9 protein-coding genes and 2 pseudogenes are annotated in these 14,689 nt (G+C 72.7%); 6 read left to right on the forward strand and 5 right to left on the reverse strand.

All coding sequences use genetic code 11. The features are described from left to right. Genes AQJ11_RS33275 through AQJ11_RS33290 form a run of 4 tightly spaced genes read right to left on the reverse strand, consistent with a single transcriptional unit; the run spans position 1 to position 5,280 of the window. The gene (locus AQJ11_RS33275) at positions 1-255 is read right to left on the reverse strand and encodes an acyl carrier protein (RefSeq protein WP_059265662.1); all 255 of its coding nucleotides are present in this window, start codon (positions 253-255) and stop codon (positions 1-3) included. Beyond that, entirely contained in the window at positions 252-1,952 is a 1,701-nt protein-coding gene (locus AQJ11_RS33280; protein ID WP_059265663.1) for an acyl-CoA dehydrogenase family protein, read from the reverse strand. The genes AQJ11_RS33275 and AQJ11_RS33280 overlap by 4 nt, the downstream gene beginning before the upstream one ends. Further along, entirely contained in the window at positions 1,949-3,592 is a 1,644-nt protein-coding gene (locus tag AQJ11_RS33285) for an acyl-CoA dehydrogenase family protein (RefSeq protein WP_059265664.1), read from the reverse strand. Before AQJ11_RS33285 ends, AQJ11_RS33280 begins: the two co-directional genes overlap by 4 nt. Beyond that, positions 3,589-5,280 (reverse strand): fatty acyl-AMP ligase, encoded by a 1,692-nt coding sequence (locus tag AQJ11_RS33290; protein ID WP_059265725.1) that lies wholly within the window; start codon positions 5,278-5,280, stop codon positions 3,589-3,591. Before AQJ11_RS33290 ends, AQJ11_RS33285 begins: the two co-directional genes overlap by 4 nt. A 404-nt stretch (positions 5,281-5,684) precedes the next feature. Between AQJ11_RS33290 and AQJ11_RS33295 the strand changes: the two are divergent. The 5 genes and pseudogenes from AQJ11_RS33295 to AQJ11_RS33315 all read left to right on the forward strand — a co-directional run. Continuing rightward, positions 5,685-6,563: pseudogene (locus AQJ11_RS33295) on the forward strand (ATP-binding cassette domain-containing protein); the annotation flags it as partial. Beyond that, complete coding sequence (locus tag AQJ11_RS33300; RefSeq protein ID WP_059265665.1) at positions 6,560-7,360, forward strand: ABC transporter permease; 801 nt, start codon at positions 6,560-6,562, stop codon at positions 7,358-7,360. The pseudogene AQJ11_RS33295 and the gene AQJ11_RS33300, both read left to right, overlap by 4 nt. A 105-nt stretch (positions 7,361-7,465) precedes the next feature. Next, complete coding sequence (locus AQJ11_RS33305; RefSeq protein ID WP_059265666.1) at positions 7,466-8,170, forward strand: thioesterase II family protein; 705 nt, start codon at positions 7,466-7,468, stop codon at positions 8,168-8,170. A gap of 8 nt (positions 8,171-8,178) precedes the next feature. Beyond that, positions 8,179-9,003 (forward strand): SDR family oxidoreductase, encoded by an 825-nt coding sequence (locus AQJ11_RS33310; RefSeq protein ID WP_014670005.1) that lies wholly within the window; start codon positions 8,179-8,181, stop codon positions 9,001-9,003. Positions 9,004-9,095: 92 nt separating this feature from the next. Beyond that, positions 9,096-11,687 carry a non-ribosomal peptide synthetase gene (locus AQJ11_RS33315; protein ID WP_059265667.1) on the forward strand — a complete coding sequence of 864 codons (2,592 nt, stop codon included), beginning with the start codon at positions 9,096-9,098 and terminating at the stop codon, positions 11,685-11,687. Positions 11,688-12,333: 646 nt separating this feature from the next. Here AQJ11_RS33315 and AQJ11_RS51550 read toward each other — a convergent pair. Next, positions 12,334-12,465, reverse strand: a pseudogene (locus AQJ11_RS51550) (ATP-binding protein); the annotation flags it as partial. Between the two features lie 443 nt (positions 12,466-12,908). Here AQJ11_RS51550 and AQJ11_RS33325 point away from each other — a divergent pair. After that, positions 12,909-13,886 (forward strand): phosphotransferase family protein, encoded by a 978-nt coding sequence (locus AQJ11_RS33325; RefSeq protein ID WP_059265669.1) that lies wholly within the window; start codon positions 12,909-12,911, stop codon positions 13,884-13,886. Positions 13,887-14,689 lie beyond the last annotated feature (803 nt).

Raw genomic sequence — 14,689 nt, forward strand, 5'->3', positions numbered from 1 at the left:
TCAGGCCTTCTCCTCGATGAGGGCGGTGATCGCCACGCCGAGCTGGTCGATGGTGGGGTGGTCCCAGGTCGTCTCGGGCGGCAGTACGAGGCCGAACTCGTCCTCGATGTCGGCGGAGAGGGCCAGCGCGGTGAGCGAGTCCAGCCCGTACTCGGACAGGGGCAGGGCGGTGTCGATCTCCTCGGGCGTGCGGCGCAGGTAGGCCGCCACCCGCCCGGTCAGCCAGGCGCGGACGTCTTGGGTGCCAGAACTCATCGTGTGTTCTCTTCTCGGTGGAGCAGCGGGCGGGCGGCGAGGCCGAAGGAGCGGTGGTCGCGGTGGCGGGCGAGGAGTTCGCCGAAGAGCGCGTCCTCGACCGGACCGGGGAGCGGGGAGGGCCGGCGGGTGCGGTGGACGGCCGCCAGCACCCAGGCGGGGTCGGCCAGGAAGGGGTCGGTGGTGTGGCGCTGGACCTGGAGGCAGCAGATGCGGGTGAGCATCGTGCTGTACCGGTCGGCCAGGTCGTAGGTGGCGGGAGAGGCGTCGACACCCCATTCCGTCACGGGCAGCGCGGCGCAGGCCCGGGCGAGTCCGCCGAGTTCGGCCAGGTCCGCCTCGAAGGCCGCCCGCAGGGGCCGCCCGGAGCCGTCCCACGGCCCGTCCAGCGCCGCTGCCAGCGAGGCCGCGAGGGGGTCGTGGCCCCCGGCGTGCAGGGCCAGCCGGTCGTAGCGCAGCGCCGGCAGCTCCGCGTCCAGGGCGAACAGTGCGTCCGGGGCCGGGGCACCGTCGGCCCACGAGCGTCTGGCGAGCAGCGGGAGCTGGGGCAGCAGGCTCATCTGGCAGGCGGCCCGGGCGATGTGGCCGAAGCCGACCGGCGCCAGGTCGCGCAGCAGCTTCTGGAAGATCGCGCTCGGTCCTTCGCGCAGGTAGAAGTGGGCGCCGAGCAGTTCGGCGATCCGGTCCACGGCGTCCAGCAGCAGCTTGGACACCGTGTACTTGACCACGGCCGAGTAGACGCTCGCGGACCGCGGCACCAGGTGCAGGGCGCGGGTGCCGACCGCGCCGACCGCCTCGGCCCGCAGCAAGTCGGCGAGGACGCCGGCCAGCACGGAGCGGACGTGCGGGATGCCGATGGCGGCTCCGCCGTACAGGGTGCGGGACGACAGGTGGTCGACGGCGGTCCGCAGGGCGGTGTCCAGCACCCCGGAGGCCATGGCGGGCAGGGTGGTGCGGGTGATCTGGAGGGCCTTCAGGGCAGTCTCCAGTCCGCTGCCGACCGGTCCGAGGACGGCCGAGCGGGGCACGCGTACCGCGTCGAACTCCAGCCCGCCGAGCTGGAGACCGCGCATGCCGGCGGTGCCGAACCGGGGCAGGTCGCGGATACCGCCGCCGGGCAGGGCCGTGCGGTCGACCAGCACGAGGGAGTGGCTGCGGGGCCCCGGCCGGGGGTCGGTCCGGGCCAGGACGACCAGGGCCTGTGCCCGGCTGATGTTGGTGACGACTTCCTTGCGCCCGCTCAGACGCAGGTGGTCGCCGTCGGCCGCCGCGGTGAACTCGGTGCCGGCCATGTCGTTGCCGTGGGCGAGCTCGTGGAACGCCACCGCGACCTTGTGGCCGCCGAGCAGCAGATCCGCGACCCGCGCGGCCTGGCCGGTGTCACCGGCGGTCCAGACATTGACCCCGGCGATGAACGAGCTGGCGCCGTAGCCGAGTCCGAGGACGGGGTCGCGGCGGTAGACGGTGCGCATCACCTCCACGACGTGGTCGGCCCGGGTGAACCGGCCGCCGTACTCGGGCGGCACGAACTCCGCGTTGAGACCGTAGGCGTCGAGGGCGTGTTCGCCGGCCGCCGGCATCTCGCCGCGTTCGTCGGCGTCGAGGACCGCGCGGATACCTACGGGGTTGGCCGGGTCCGCGGGGTCGCCCAGGAGGCGGTCGAGAGCCGCGGTGCGCTCGGGGACGAGAGGGGTCACAGGGCACCGTCCAGGAGGCTGAAGCCGGGTCCGGTCCAGTCGAGGAGTGTCTGCGCCAGTTCGTCGTAGGCCGGGTCGTCCGGCAGGTCGAGGAGGTGGGCGAGGCAGGCGCGCAGCCGGTGGGTGTCCTGGTCCGGGGCTCCGGCGCCGGGGCCGGACCGGTGCGGGAAGAGGTGGAGGCAGGCGGAGGCCGCGTACAGACGCTCGTACCGTTCCGCGAGGGTGAACGCGGTGCTGGGGAGTCCGCCGCCGACCGGTACAAAATCCGCGAGGTCTGCCGCCAGTTCACGGGCGCGTTCCAGCACGGCCTCGGCGAGCGCGGTCAGTCGTGGGTGTCCCTGCGCGCGGATCTCCTCGACGGCCGCGGGCAGGCTCTGTACGACGCTGCACCCGGTGGCCGAGACGAGGGTGAGCCGGGCCGGGTCGAACGGGGCCGGCGGGACGGCGAGGCCGGCCGCGGCGCGTACTCCCCCGGTGTCCCAGGTGCCCCGCCGCAGCAGCCGGCCGAGCCGGGGTATCTGGGTGAGCAGCGCCGTACGGTTGACGACCGTGCTGCCGTCGAATATGGCACAGATGCGGTGGTCGCGCTCCAGCTTGGCGAAGCCGCCGCCGGGCGGGGAGGTGAGGAAGCCGCGGACGCCGAGGACCTCGGCGAGCCGGCCGAGCGTGCCCTGCACGGTGGTGGGCACGTACGCCTTGGCGATGGCGGAGGTGACGGAGAGCTCACCGGGCAGGGCGTGCACCGAGCGGGTTGCCAGGATGCTCACGGCCTCCGCGGTGAGCACGGCGGCGGCGGCCCGGCCGAGTGTCCGGCGGACGTGCGGCAGGGAGCCGAGCCGGCGTCCGTAGAGTTCACGGCGGGCGGTGAAGTCCCGGGCGATCCGCAGGGCGTGGTCGGCCGTGCCCAGCGAGAGCCCGACGCAGGCGGTGCGGGTGAGCTGGAGGGACTTCAAGACGATGGCGATGCCGTCGCCGGGCCGGCCGATCAGCGCGTCGGCGGGGACCCGGGCGCCGCGCAGGACGAACCCGCTGATGTCGGCGCCCCGAATGCCGTGCGTGCGGACCTTGGGGAGCACCTGCCAGGCGTCGGGCGGCAGGTGTTCGCGGTCGACGAGGAAGAGACTGAAGCCGCGGCTGCCGCCGGCGGGGTCGGTGCGGGCGAGCACACAGCCGAGCCGGGCCCGGCCGGCGTTGTTGATCAGCCACTTCTCGCCGTCGAGCCGCCAGTCGCCGTTCGCCTCCTCGGTGGCGGCGAGTTCACCCGCCAGGAGGTCGCTGCCGTGGTCGCGCTCGGTCAGCCCCCAGCACACGGGGTCCCCCGCGCGGACCCGCTCCGCGAGCCTGCGGGTCTGCCCTGGAGAGCCGGCGATCCACACGGGTACGGACCCGAGGAAGGTCTTGCCGTGCGCGATGGCCACCGTCAGATCGCGCCGGGCGACGGTCCGGATCAGTCCCACCAGCGCGGGGAAGTCGCTGTCCGGGGTGAGGACGTAGCCGGCGGCCAGCCCGGCGGCGTCCAGCACCGCGACGGCGTCGGCGGGGAACTCCTCGCGGGCGTCGAGCGCTTCCAGCGTCTCCACGGCCCAGGCGCCCGACGCGTGCCCGGCGAGGATCTGTTCGAGTGCGGCCGCCCCGGTCACCGCGCCTCCTCCGGCGCGCGTTCGGCCAGGGCCGCGGTCAGGTGGGGGTCCTCGCTGAGCAGCAGGGGGTCGAGGGCGCGCTCCAGATAGAGCGCGCGCATCGCCGAACGCTCCACCTTGCCGCTGGTGGTACGGCGGATGCCGCCGGGCCGGAGCAGCACGACCGCGGCGACCGGCACGCCGAACTCCCGGGCCACGGTCAGCTTCATGGCCGCGGCCAGCCCGGTCATCCGCTCGGTGCCCCAGTGCCCCCTGATCTCGTGCAGGACGACGACCGACTCCCGGGGGCCGGTGCCGTCGTCCCATCCGACCGTGAAGGCGGCACCGTGCAGACCGCCCAGCTCCTCGTGCTGGGCGCGGAGTTCGGCCTCGATGTCCTGCGGGTGGATGTTGCGGCCGTGCAGGACCAGGACGTCCTTGCGGCGGCCGGTGACGAACAGGTCTCCGTCCAGCACTCCGCCGAGGTCGCCGGTACGCAGGAAGGGGCCCTGTCCGTCAGAGGTGACCGCGCCGAACACGGCACTCGTGGCCTCGGGGTTGCCCCAGTAGCCGGCGGTCACGCTCGGTCCGCGCAGCCAGATCTCCCCGACGGAGCCGTCGGGCAGCACCTCGCCGGTGTCCGGGTCCACGACGCGGACCTGCGGGCCGATGCTCGTGCCGCAGCCCACCAGGTGCCGGGCGGGCACGCCGGGTGCGGCACGACGCAGGACGTTGCCCTCCAGCGCGGCCGTGTCCACGCCGACCACGAACGGCGGGCGACCGCCCATGCCGGCGGCGAGCAGCGTCGACTCGGCGAGCCCGTACATGGGGACGAGCGCGTCGGACGGGAACCCGGCGGCGGCGAAGCGCGCCGCGAAGCCGGTGACGGTGTCGGCGCGGACCGGTTCGGAGCCGTCGACGGCGGCCTGCACCCGGCTCAGGTCGAGGCCGGCGAGCTGTTCGTCGGTGACCCGGCGCAGGCACAGGTCGTAGCCGAAGTCGGGTGCGGCGGTGCCGTTGACGTCGTAGGTATCCATCATGCTGAGCCACTGGTGCGGGCGGCGCAGGAAGGTCATGGGGTCCATCTGGACATAGCCGGCGCAGCGCAGGACACCGGGCAGCATCAGGCCGATCAGGCCCATGTCGTGGTAGAGGGGTATCCAGCCGCCGAGGCGGTGGCCCGGCCGCAGTCCGAGCGAGCGCACCACGGCGTCGACGTTGGTCAGCAGGTCGCGGTGCCGGACCATGACGCCCTTGGGGCTGCCGGTGGAGCCGGAGGTGTACTGGAGCAGGGCGAGGGCGTCGGGGTCGGCGGGCACCCGGGGGCGCCAGGCGCCGGGGGCACCGTCCGTCTGACCGGTCGCGTGCGGGAGCAGGTGGGTGAGGCCCTCGTCGGCGGCCCACTTCTCGACCTCCGGCAGCCCGCGCCGGTCGGTCAGCACGACGGTGGCCCGGGCGTCCCGGGCGATCCGGGCGAGCCGCCGGCGCTCGTGCCGATAGCGTCCGGGCAGCGGGCCGGGGACCGCGATCAGCCCGGCGTACAGGCACCCGAAGAACGCGACGGTGAACTCCACGCCCGGCGAGTACAGCAGCAGGACCCGGTCGCCGGGCTCGGTGCGCCCGGCCAGCCACACCGCGGTCCCTCGGGCCCGCGCGTCCAGCTCCGCCAAGGAGAGGGACTCGTGGTCCCGGGCCTGCGGGTCCCTCACGAAGGTGACCGCATCCCTGTCCGGAGCGTTCCCCACGCGTTCCCTGAGAACGGACACGAGGTCGGCACCGGACGCCAGAGCGTCATTCACGCGAAAAGCACCACCCAGATGTTCGGAAAGGTCCACTGACCGTGCCGGAACCCGGAATCACGCCGGACCCAGCGACTGGAGAATAAGCAGAGGGGAACTAGGGAAATCACTAGTCTCCGCACCAGGGTGACTCCGCATCACATGCAGGTTGCACCTTCCGGAAGGAACCTGCTACGTTCCGGCCGCATCACGTTTCTGCACGCAAGGACCAGGAAACGAGTGGGTCTCCCGTGAATCCCAAAGAAGGCGTGCCGACGGTTGTCGTCGAGGGAATACAAAGAAAGCATAAAGAAATCTGGGCTTTACGAGACGTCAGCCTTCACATATCCGCAGGCGAAATCCTGGCCCTGCTCGGCCCCAACGGAGCCGGCAAGACGACGCTCGTCCGCATCCTCAGCACCCTGCTGCGCCCCGACGCCGGCCATGCGAGAGTGGCCGGCTGGGACGTCGTGGCGCACCCCGCACGGGTGCGTGCCGCGACCGGGCTGGCCGGGCAGTACTCGACCGTCGACGGCATGCTCACGGGGGTCGAGAACCTGTCCCTCGTCGCCCGGCTGCGCGGCATGGACCGGCGGGCGGCCCGGCGGACGGCCGGGGAGCTGCTCGACCGGTTCCGGCTCGCGGACAGCGGCGGCCGGCTGGTGAACACGTACTCCGGCGGTATGCGCCGACGGCTGGACCTCGCCGCCTCCCTGGTGGCCTCTCCCCCGCTGATCATCCTGGACGAGCCGACGACCGGGCTGGACCCGGAGAGCAGGCTCGACACCTGGGACGCGGTTGGCGAACTGGCGGCGGGCGGCACCACGGTGCTGCTCACGACCCAGTACCTGGAGGAGGCCGACCGGCTCGCGGACCGGATCACGGTGATCGACCACGGCAGGGTCGTGGCGGCCGGGACCAGCGACACGCTGAAGTCCGCCGCCGGGAGCCGCCTGGTCATCGTGGTCGCCGAGGACCACGAGGTGCCGGCGGCCGTACGGGCCGCGGCCGCCTGCGGTGGCCCGCCCGTGGTCGACCGCCGCTCGCGCCGGGTCGAGACGGCCGTCACGGGCGGGCAGGCCGCCCTGGCGCGCGCCCTGTCCGTCCTCGCGGACGAAGGGGTGGAGGCGCTGGAGGTGGGACTGGGGCGTGCCACGCTCGACGATGTGTTCCTGGCCCTGACCTCCCGGCGGGACCCGGCGGTCACACGGTGAACGCGCTGATCCGCGTCGGCCGTGAAGGCACCGACCTCGCCTGGCGCAACCTGCTCCATCTGCGCCGCACCCCGACCGCCCTGATGGGCAATCTGGTCGAACCGGTCATGTTCGCGCTGCTCATCGGCTACGTCTTCGGCAACAGCCTGGGCGGGGCGGCGTACCGCGAGTACATGGTGGCGGGGCTGCTCGCGCAGACGGTGACCTTCAGCACCGCCGTCACGGCCCTCGGGCTGGCCAAGGACCTCCAGGAGGGCACGGTCGACCGGTTCCGCGCCCTGCCCATCTCCCGCGCGGCCCTGCTGCTCGGCCGGACCGTCGCCGACCTCACCACGTGTTTCGCCGGCGTGCTGGTGACCTCCCTGTGCGGACTCGCGCTGGGCTGGCGGCCGCACAGCGGGATGCTGCACGCCCTGGCGGGTTACGCGCTGGTCGTGCTCTTCGCCTTCGCCATGTCCTGGGTGGGCGCCTTCATCGGCGTCGTCGCGCCCAACGTCCAGGTGGCCGCGAGCCTCGGCCTGATCTGGATGTTCCCGGCGAGCTTCGTCTCCTCCGGCTACGTCTCGACCGCCAGCCTGCCGGGACCGCTGGCCACGGTCGCCGCGTGGAGTCCCATCACGGCGCTGTCGAACGCGCTGCGGGAGCAGTTCGGCACCCCCGTCCCGGCCGGGTTCTCCCGGCCGCACGGGTGGCCCGTGGACCACCCCGCCCCCTATCTGCTGCTGTGGTCCGCCGGGCTGATCGCGGTCTTCACGACACTGGCGACCTCACGCTTCCACAGCAAGACGAGAGCGTGACGGCCACCCGCAGCCGAATCTCCGGTTAATTCCGCGTTAATTCCACCTGTTGATTCCGTACGCCTCCTGCCCCGATCCGACCGCCACTTCGGAAAGCGATCCACCGTGCCCCCAGAAGACCGACGCCCCACACTCGTCTGCCTGCCGTTCGCCGGAGCGGGCGCCTCTTTCTTCCGTCCCTGGTCGCAGTTGAACGACTCGCTGGAAATCCTTCCGCTGCAACTTCCCGGGCGTGAGCGCCTCATCGACACAGCCCCCTACCGGGAAGCCGGAGAAGCGACCGAAGGGCTCTTCCAGGCCTTGGTCGAGCAGCTCGGCGAGACCCGCCGGCTGGCTCTTTTCGGCCACAGTCTCGGCGCGGTCCTCGCCTACGAACTCGCCCACCGCGTGGCCGCCTCGCCGGATCTGGAGCTCCTGCGGCTGTTCGTCAGCGGCTCCCCCGAGCCCGGCACCCAGCGGCCCCGCCGGGCGACCGGGCTGCCCGACGACGCGTTCCTGGCCCGGGTCGGCGAGTTCGCCGGATACAGCCACGAGGCGCTGGAAGACCCGGAGATGCGGGAGATGATCCTGCCGACCCTGCGCGCCGACGTCGAACTGCACGAGAGCTACACGCCGAGCACGCTCCGGCCGCTGGACGCCCCCGTCACCTCCATCCGCGGCACCGAGGACACCCTGGTCGGCTCCGACGACGCCGCCGGCTGGGCCAAGGTCACCGGCCGGGACTTCGAGTACGTCGAGATCCCCGGCGGCCACATGTACCTGACCGATCGCGCGCCGGCCCTGCTGCGGCTCATCGTCGGCAGTCTCTGAGGAGCGCCATGCGTCTGACCGGCAAGACAGCCCTCATCACCGGAGCCGCCCGCGGGCTCGGCCGGGCCACCGCGCTGGCCTGCGCCGCGGAGGGCGCGGACCTGGTCCTGCTCGACATCTGCGCCGACCTGCCCGGCGTACCCTATCCGCTGGGCAGTCCCGGACAGCTCGAACACACCGCGGCCCTGTGCCGCGCCGAAGGCTCCTCCGTCCTGACGTACGCCGCCGACATCCGGGACACCGACGCGGTACGGGAGGCGGTGGCGGCCACGCACGAACGGTTCGGCCGGATCGACGTCGTGGTCAACAACGCGGGTATTGCGGCACCGTCCGGCAAGCGGGTCGACGAGATCAGCGAGGAGGAGTGGGCGCTGATGATCGACGTCGACCTCTCCGGGGCCTGGCGGGTGATCCGCGAGACCGGCCGGGCCCTGTGCGCCCAGCGCTCGGGCAGCATCGTCAACGTCGCCTCCACCGCCGGGCTGGTCGGCTACCGGCACTTCGCCGGGTACGTCGCGGCCAAGCACGGCCTCATCGGCCTCACCAAGGCCGCCGCCCTCGACTATGCGCCGATGAAGGTGCGGGTCAACGCCGTCTGCCCCGGTTCGGTCCGGGACGAGGCGTCGGCCGAGGGCCGCATGCTCGCCGAGATCGCCCGGGCGCTGGACGTCCCGTTCGGCGAACACGAGCAGGCGTTCACCGAGGCGCAGCCCATGAACGCGCTGATCGAGCCGGAGGACGTCGCCGCCGCCGTCGTCCATCTCGCTTCCGACGACACCCGGCAGGTGACCGGGTCCGTACTCACCGTCGACGGTGGCTTCACCGCCCGCTGAGGCAGAAGGGACTTCCCGTGCAAGGCAACAGGGGCTCAGAGCCCGGGACGGGGGCGCGGTGCCACGCCGTCCTGGTCCCGATCGACGCACCGGTGGACACCCGCGCGCTCGGCGCGCGGCTGGCCGGCGTCCACGGCACCCGGCTGTGGGTGGAGGACCTGCCCGTGTCCTCCACCGGTCCTCTGGCGGAGCGTCGCCGCTCGCTGGAACTGGGCAGGCCCGCCGACACCGTCCGCGGGGTGCTGCTGCGCTGGTCGGACGGCGTCGCCGAGCTGGTCCTGGTGGCGCGGCGGGATCTGCTCGACCGGGCGGCACTGCTGCGGCTGTCCACCGGGGCGGACCCCGGGCAGCCCGCCCAGCCTCCGCCGGCGGACGTGGCCGTGGCCGTCTCCGGCCCCCCGTGGGGTCTGGGCGAGGAGGGCCCGGCGGATCCGGCGGCCTTCCGGATCGCTCTCACCGGCGACGCGCCCGGTGACGAGCGCAGCTGGCTGACCGCGCTCGCCGTCACCCTGCACCGCTACGACCCCGAGCAGGCGCCGGTGATCGGCACGCTCCGGGGCGCGGTGACCGCGTCCCCCGACGGACCGCTGCGTTCCGTGGAGACCCTGCCGACGGACCGGCCCGCCTTCGCGGGGCTGCTGTTCGACGACGCGCCGGGCCCGGGGACGTACGTCCCGTGCCTGGCGCCGCCGTTCCCGCTGACCGTGTCGGTCTTCCAGGACGGCGACGGCCGGTGGCTGCGCTGCGATCACCTGCCCGGTCGCGTCGCCCCCGAGATGGCGCGGCAGTTCGTCCGGCATCTGGCCGAGGTGCACCGGCAGGTGCTGCGCAGCCCGGACCGGACGGTCGCGCGGACGGAGCTGCTGGACGAGGCGGAACGGGCCAGGGTCGTCGCGCTGGGGCGCCCGGCCGCCGGTCTGGTCACCACCGCGCGGACGCTGCACGCGGCGTTCCGCCGGATCGCGGCCGCGGCCCCGGACGCGGAGGCCGTCTCCGACGGGACCGTGCGGCTGACCTACCGCCGCCTCGACGAGCGCTCGGACCGGCTGGCGGGCGGGCTCCGGGCACGCGGCGTACGGGACGGCGACCGGGTCGGGGTGTGCCTGGGGCGCACGGCGGACCTCGTCGTCACCCTGCTCGGCGTGCTCAAGGCGGGTGCGGCCTATGTGCCCACCGACCCGGCCTACCCCGCCGAGCGGCTGCTGCACACCGCGCGGGACGCGGGCCTCGGTGTCGTCGTCACCGACCTCACGGAGTTCCCCGCGGGTTCCGGGGCCGAGGCCGTCTCTCCGGACGAGCTGATCGCGGCCGGCGAGGACGGGGCACCGCGGTCGGCGGTGACGCCGGACGACCCGGCGTACGTCATCTACACCTCGGGGTCCACGGGCCGGCCCAAGGGAGTCGTGGTCCCGCACCGCAACCCCGTGGCCCTGATCGACGCCACCCGTGCGGAGTTCGCGCTGGGCCCCGCGGACGTGTGGACGTTCTTCCACTCCGCCGCGTTCGACTTCTCCGTCTGGGAGATCTGGGGTGCCCTGCTGACCGGCGGGCGGATCGTCGTCGTTCCGTACGACGTCTCCCGGGAGCCGGACGGGTTCCGTGACCTGCTCAGGGCGGAGGGCGTCACCGTGCTCAGCCAGACCCCCTCCGCCTTCGCCCAGTTGCTGGACGTGGACCACACGGACCTGGCCGTCCGGCTCGTGGTCCTGGGCGGGGAACCGCTGGACGCGCGGATGCTGCTGCCGTGGTTCGACCGGCACCCGGAGTCCCGCTGCCGGGTGATCAACATGTTCGGCATCACCGAGACGACGGTCCACGTCACCGCGCAACCCCTCACCCGCCGGCTGGCCCTGGCCGCCACCCGTTCGGTCGGTACGGCACTGCCCGGCTGGCATCTGTACGTGACCGACCCGGACGGACGACTGCTGCCGCCGGGGGTCGCCGGCGAGATCCGCGTCGGCGGTGCCGGGGTCGCCCTGGGCTATCTGGGCCAGGAGGAGCTGACCGCCCGCAGATTCGTGCCCGACCCGTTCACCGGGGGCCGGATGTACCTCAGCGGCGACCTCGGGCGGCTGCGGCCGGACGGCACCCTGGACCACCTCGGCCGGCTGGACAACCAGGTCAAGGTGCGCGGTTTCCGGATCGAACTGGACGAGATCCGCTCGGTGCTCCTGGAGGACCCGAGGGTCCGGGCAGCCGCCGTGGTGGTCCGCCGCGACGACCCGGCCGACGCTGCCACCGCGCGGATCGACGCGTACGTGGTGCTCACCGGGGACGGCGACACCTCCGCGATCCAGGCGCGAGCCGCCGGCGTGCTCCCCGCGTACATGGTGCCGGCGACGGTGACGGCACTGCCGGCGCTGCCGCTGACCGCCAACGGCAAGCTCGACCCGTCCCGTCTGCCGGAGCCCGTCCTGACGCGGGCCGCCCGGCCGGACGCTCCGCCCCCGGCCGACGAGGGCCTCACCGCCCGGCTGAGCGCGGTGTGGAGCAAGGTGCTGGGCGTGCCCGTCGGCCCCGACGACGACTTCTTCGAACTCGGCGGCAACTCGCTCTTCGCCATCCGCATCGGCACCGCGATGCGCGCCGAGGGGCTGCCCGCCGTACGGCTGAGGGACCTGTACCGCCGGCCGACCGTCCGGGCGTTGCTGACGGCCCTGACCGCCGAGGAGGGGTCTGGCTGACTCGGGGCGCACAGTGCCACAGGCCCGCACCATCTCCGGCCAGCCGCCGGCGACGTCGATCGAGTTCACGCCGCTGGGGCGTGGGCTGACGCTCGTGTCGAAGCCGAGTTCCTTCAGCCACAGCGTGAACGGGTCGGCAGCCGGGCCGGGCCGCTGCGAGATGCCTGTCTTCGACGCCGACTTGTCTAGTACGACGCCGACTTGTCCAGTACACCGAGCCCTCGCCGTCGAACATCCCGGCGACCCACCCGGACTCGTACATGCGGACCGGCTCCCACGTGTTGGTGAGCCGGATGACGTACGGCGCCTTTTCGAGCAGCCGATCAGCGCACACACACTTCCGGGGCACGCCGCTGGGCCGGTCGAAGCGGTCGGCGAGCCAGGGATGGTCCTCGGTGCACACGATGTCCGTGTCGTCCTCCAGGACGACGCGCACGCACTCCTTCGACGCCGGCTCAGACCGGACGATCTCCGACCAGCGCAGGCGCCGGTGCGTGTACCCCTCGGGCGTCTCCTCGTCGAAGGCGAGTAGCCGGTCACCGGCTCGCAGCTCACCGCAGGGGACGCATCGCAGGTCGGCGGTCAGCAGCCGGTGCTCGGACGACAGGCAGTGGAACGGCGGGAACATGACGACCGGCGCTTCGGACTCGTTGACGAGCTTGGCGGCCAGCACGTAGCGGACACGGAAGCCGTGCACCGCGGCCTCGGTGCCCAGAGCGATCAGCACGTGGGACTTGCCGGTGCCGGAGTCGCCGATCAGGCAGAGCGACTCTCCCTTGCCGCGCGGCCGATTCCTTTCCCTTACCCACCCCGTCCTGCCGGGGACGCATAAAGGACCGCTCAGCAGGCCTCTGCCACGGCGCTATCACAAAGGCACGTACGAGGGCTTCTGACCATCGCGCTGACCGGCCCCGCGCTCACCAGCGGTGTGCGATACGGGCCAGGGCGCGGCCGGCCCAGGCCGCCATGGCCCGGGCACCGCGCCGGACACTGCCCCTCACCAGACGACGCGATCACCCCCCTGAGCGGGCCGGGAGCACCGGCTGACTGCCACATTGCGCAGTCCGCGAAGGCCCCGTTGCCCGTGGCGGCTTTCACGGAGCGAGGGCGCGCCTGCGGACAGCCGCCCCGGAAGCGACGGCGGCCCCCGCCAGGAGGGGGACACTGCTGGCGAACTCGGTTCACGGCATGCGTTCGCTGGGAGACGGATAATCTGCCTCCATGGGTGAGGGGACCGAGGACATCGGCGTGGATCTCGACAGTCAGGGCTGGGGTGCCACGCGCTCCTGGGTGGAGAAGGAGCTGTCCACGGCGGAGCGCATCGAAAAGGTTGAGCGGCTGCGCGGCGGCTGGACGTCGGAAATGCGCCGCCTGGATGTCTGCGGTCCGGATGGTCGGCGCTCACTCGTCCTGCGGTCCTTCGTCAAAGCCTTCTTCGTTCGACACGCGGAGGGCCTGTTGAACCGTGAGGCGACCATCCTGCGCCTGCTCGGTGACACGGACGTTCCCGCCGCCACGCTCGTGGCGGTGGATGCGACGGCGCAGTACTGCGATCATCCCTCCTTGTTGATGTCCCACCTGCCGGGGACCGTGCGTCTGGGCGATCAGGGTGCTGATGACCGCGCTGAACTGCTGGCCCGGCAACTGGTGCGTATCCATCGGCTGCCGGTGACCACACAACAATGGCCTCGCATCTACCAGGCGTGGGCCTCTCCCGAGCGAGTGACTCCGCCCGCAGCCACTGAACGGCCTGAGCTCTGGCAGCGGGCTGTCGACGTCATCCGCCGCGAGCCCCCGGCCTATCAAGGGTGCTTCCTGCACCGGGACTTCCATCCCGGCAACGTCCTCTTCACAGGCACGGACGATGAGCCTCAGATCAGTGGGGTTGTCGACTGGGTGGAGACCTCTTGGGGGCCGGCCGACTTGGACGTGGCTCATTGCTCGACGGCTCTCGCCCTGCTGCACGGGGTTCCCGCGGGCATGCGCTTCGCCGATCGCTACGTCGCCGCGGGAGGAACCTTGGCCGAAGACGGCACCGCCCATCTCTACTGGCGGCTGTTGGACGCGCTGGGCTTCGCTCCGGACGCGGAGAAGGTCGCCGTTCCCTGGCGTGAACTGGGCCGCGTCGATCTGACAGCCAGTGTCCTGACTCAAAGGCTGGAGGGATACATTGAATCCCTTCTCAGCCGCTATGCCTGAACCGTCGTCCCTGGGGTGAACGGCCTACGAACAGGATTTCTGCGCGGTGGGCCGGAGGGCTGCCAGGTGAGAAACGCGGGTCCGGGCACGTGGGACATCGGTCCACCAGGCGTCGAGGCGGTGAAAGTTCATCAGCTGTCGCGGTGAGCTGGTGCTGTAGCGCGGCGTACGGCAGCGTGGCGGCGTGGGCGACGTAGCGGGCCCACTGGCGCTCCAGCTTCTCGCGACGTCGGCCTGGCCCAGCGTCAGGCGCAGCGTGCTGAGTCCGGGCGCGGTGCACAGGTGCGGCAGCCCGCCCTCGCGGTAACGGCGGTGGGCGGGCAGGCGCTCAACCAGCGGTCGCGTCAGCGGCGCAGGGCCGGCCGGGTCAGCAGCGAAGCGCACACCTCGCTGACCCGGCCGGCCGGCGGGCGGCGGGTGAGTAGCGCCATGATGTCGCGGTCCAGGACGCCAGCCGGGGTCGGACACGCCTGCCGATGCCCTGGCCGAACTCCTCGACGCCATCGCGCGCCGGCAGCATCAGCACCGTGAACGCACCGCCGAACGTCTCACCAACGTGCCGGCCGCCGGCCTGCTGTCCGGCCGGCTCAGCGACCTCGCCCTGTACTACCGGGCCAAAGCACACAAGGGCCTCGGCCGCACCGCCGACGCCCTCGACAGCATGGGCCAGGTCGCCGACGCCGGCGGCCGACTCGCCCCGCGCGCCCCCGGCGGCATGGCCAACCTGGCCCGGATCCGCGGAGACCACGTGACCGCTCTCGCCGCTGCCGACCCTGGGACGGAAAGGCCGTCACCACCGGGTC

The organism is Streptomyces corchorusii (assembly GCF_001514055.1).
GTDB lineage: Bacteria > Actinomycetota > Actinomycetes > Streptomycetales > Streptomycetaceae > Streptomyces > Streptomyces olivaceoviridis.

Excerpts from the sequence above, each read along its gene's own strand:
- AQJ11_RS33275 (WP_059265662.1), bottom strand. The coding sequence starts at position 255 with ATGAGTTCTGGCACCCAAGACGTCCGCGCCTGGCTGACCGGGCGGGTG.
- AQJ11_RS33310 (WP_014670005.1), top strand. The coding sequence starts at position 8,179 with ATGCGTCTGACCGGCAAGACAGCCCTCATCACCGGAGCCGCCCGCGGG.
- AQJ11_RS33325 (WP_059265669.1), top strand. The coding sequence starts at position 12,909 with ATGGGTGAGGGGACCGAGGACATCGGCGTGGATCTCGACAGTCAGGGC.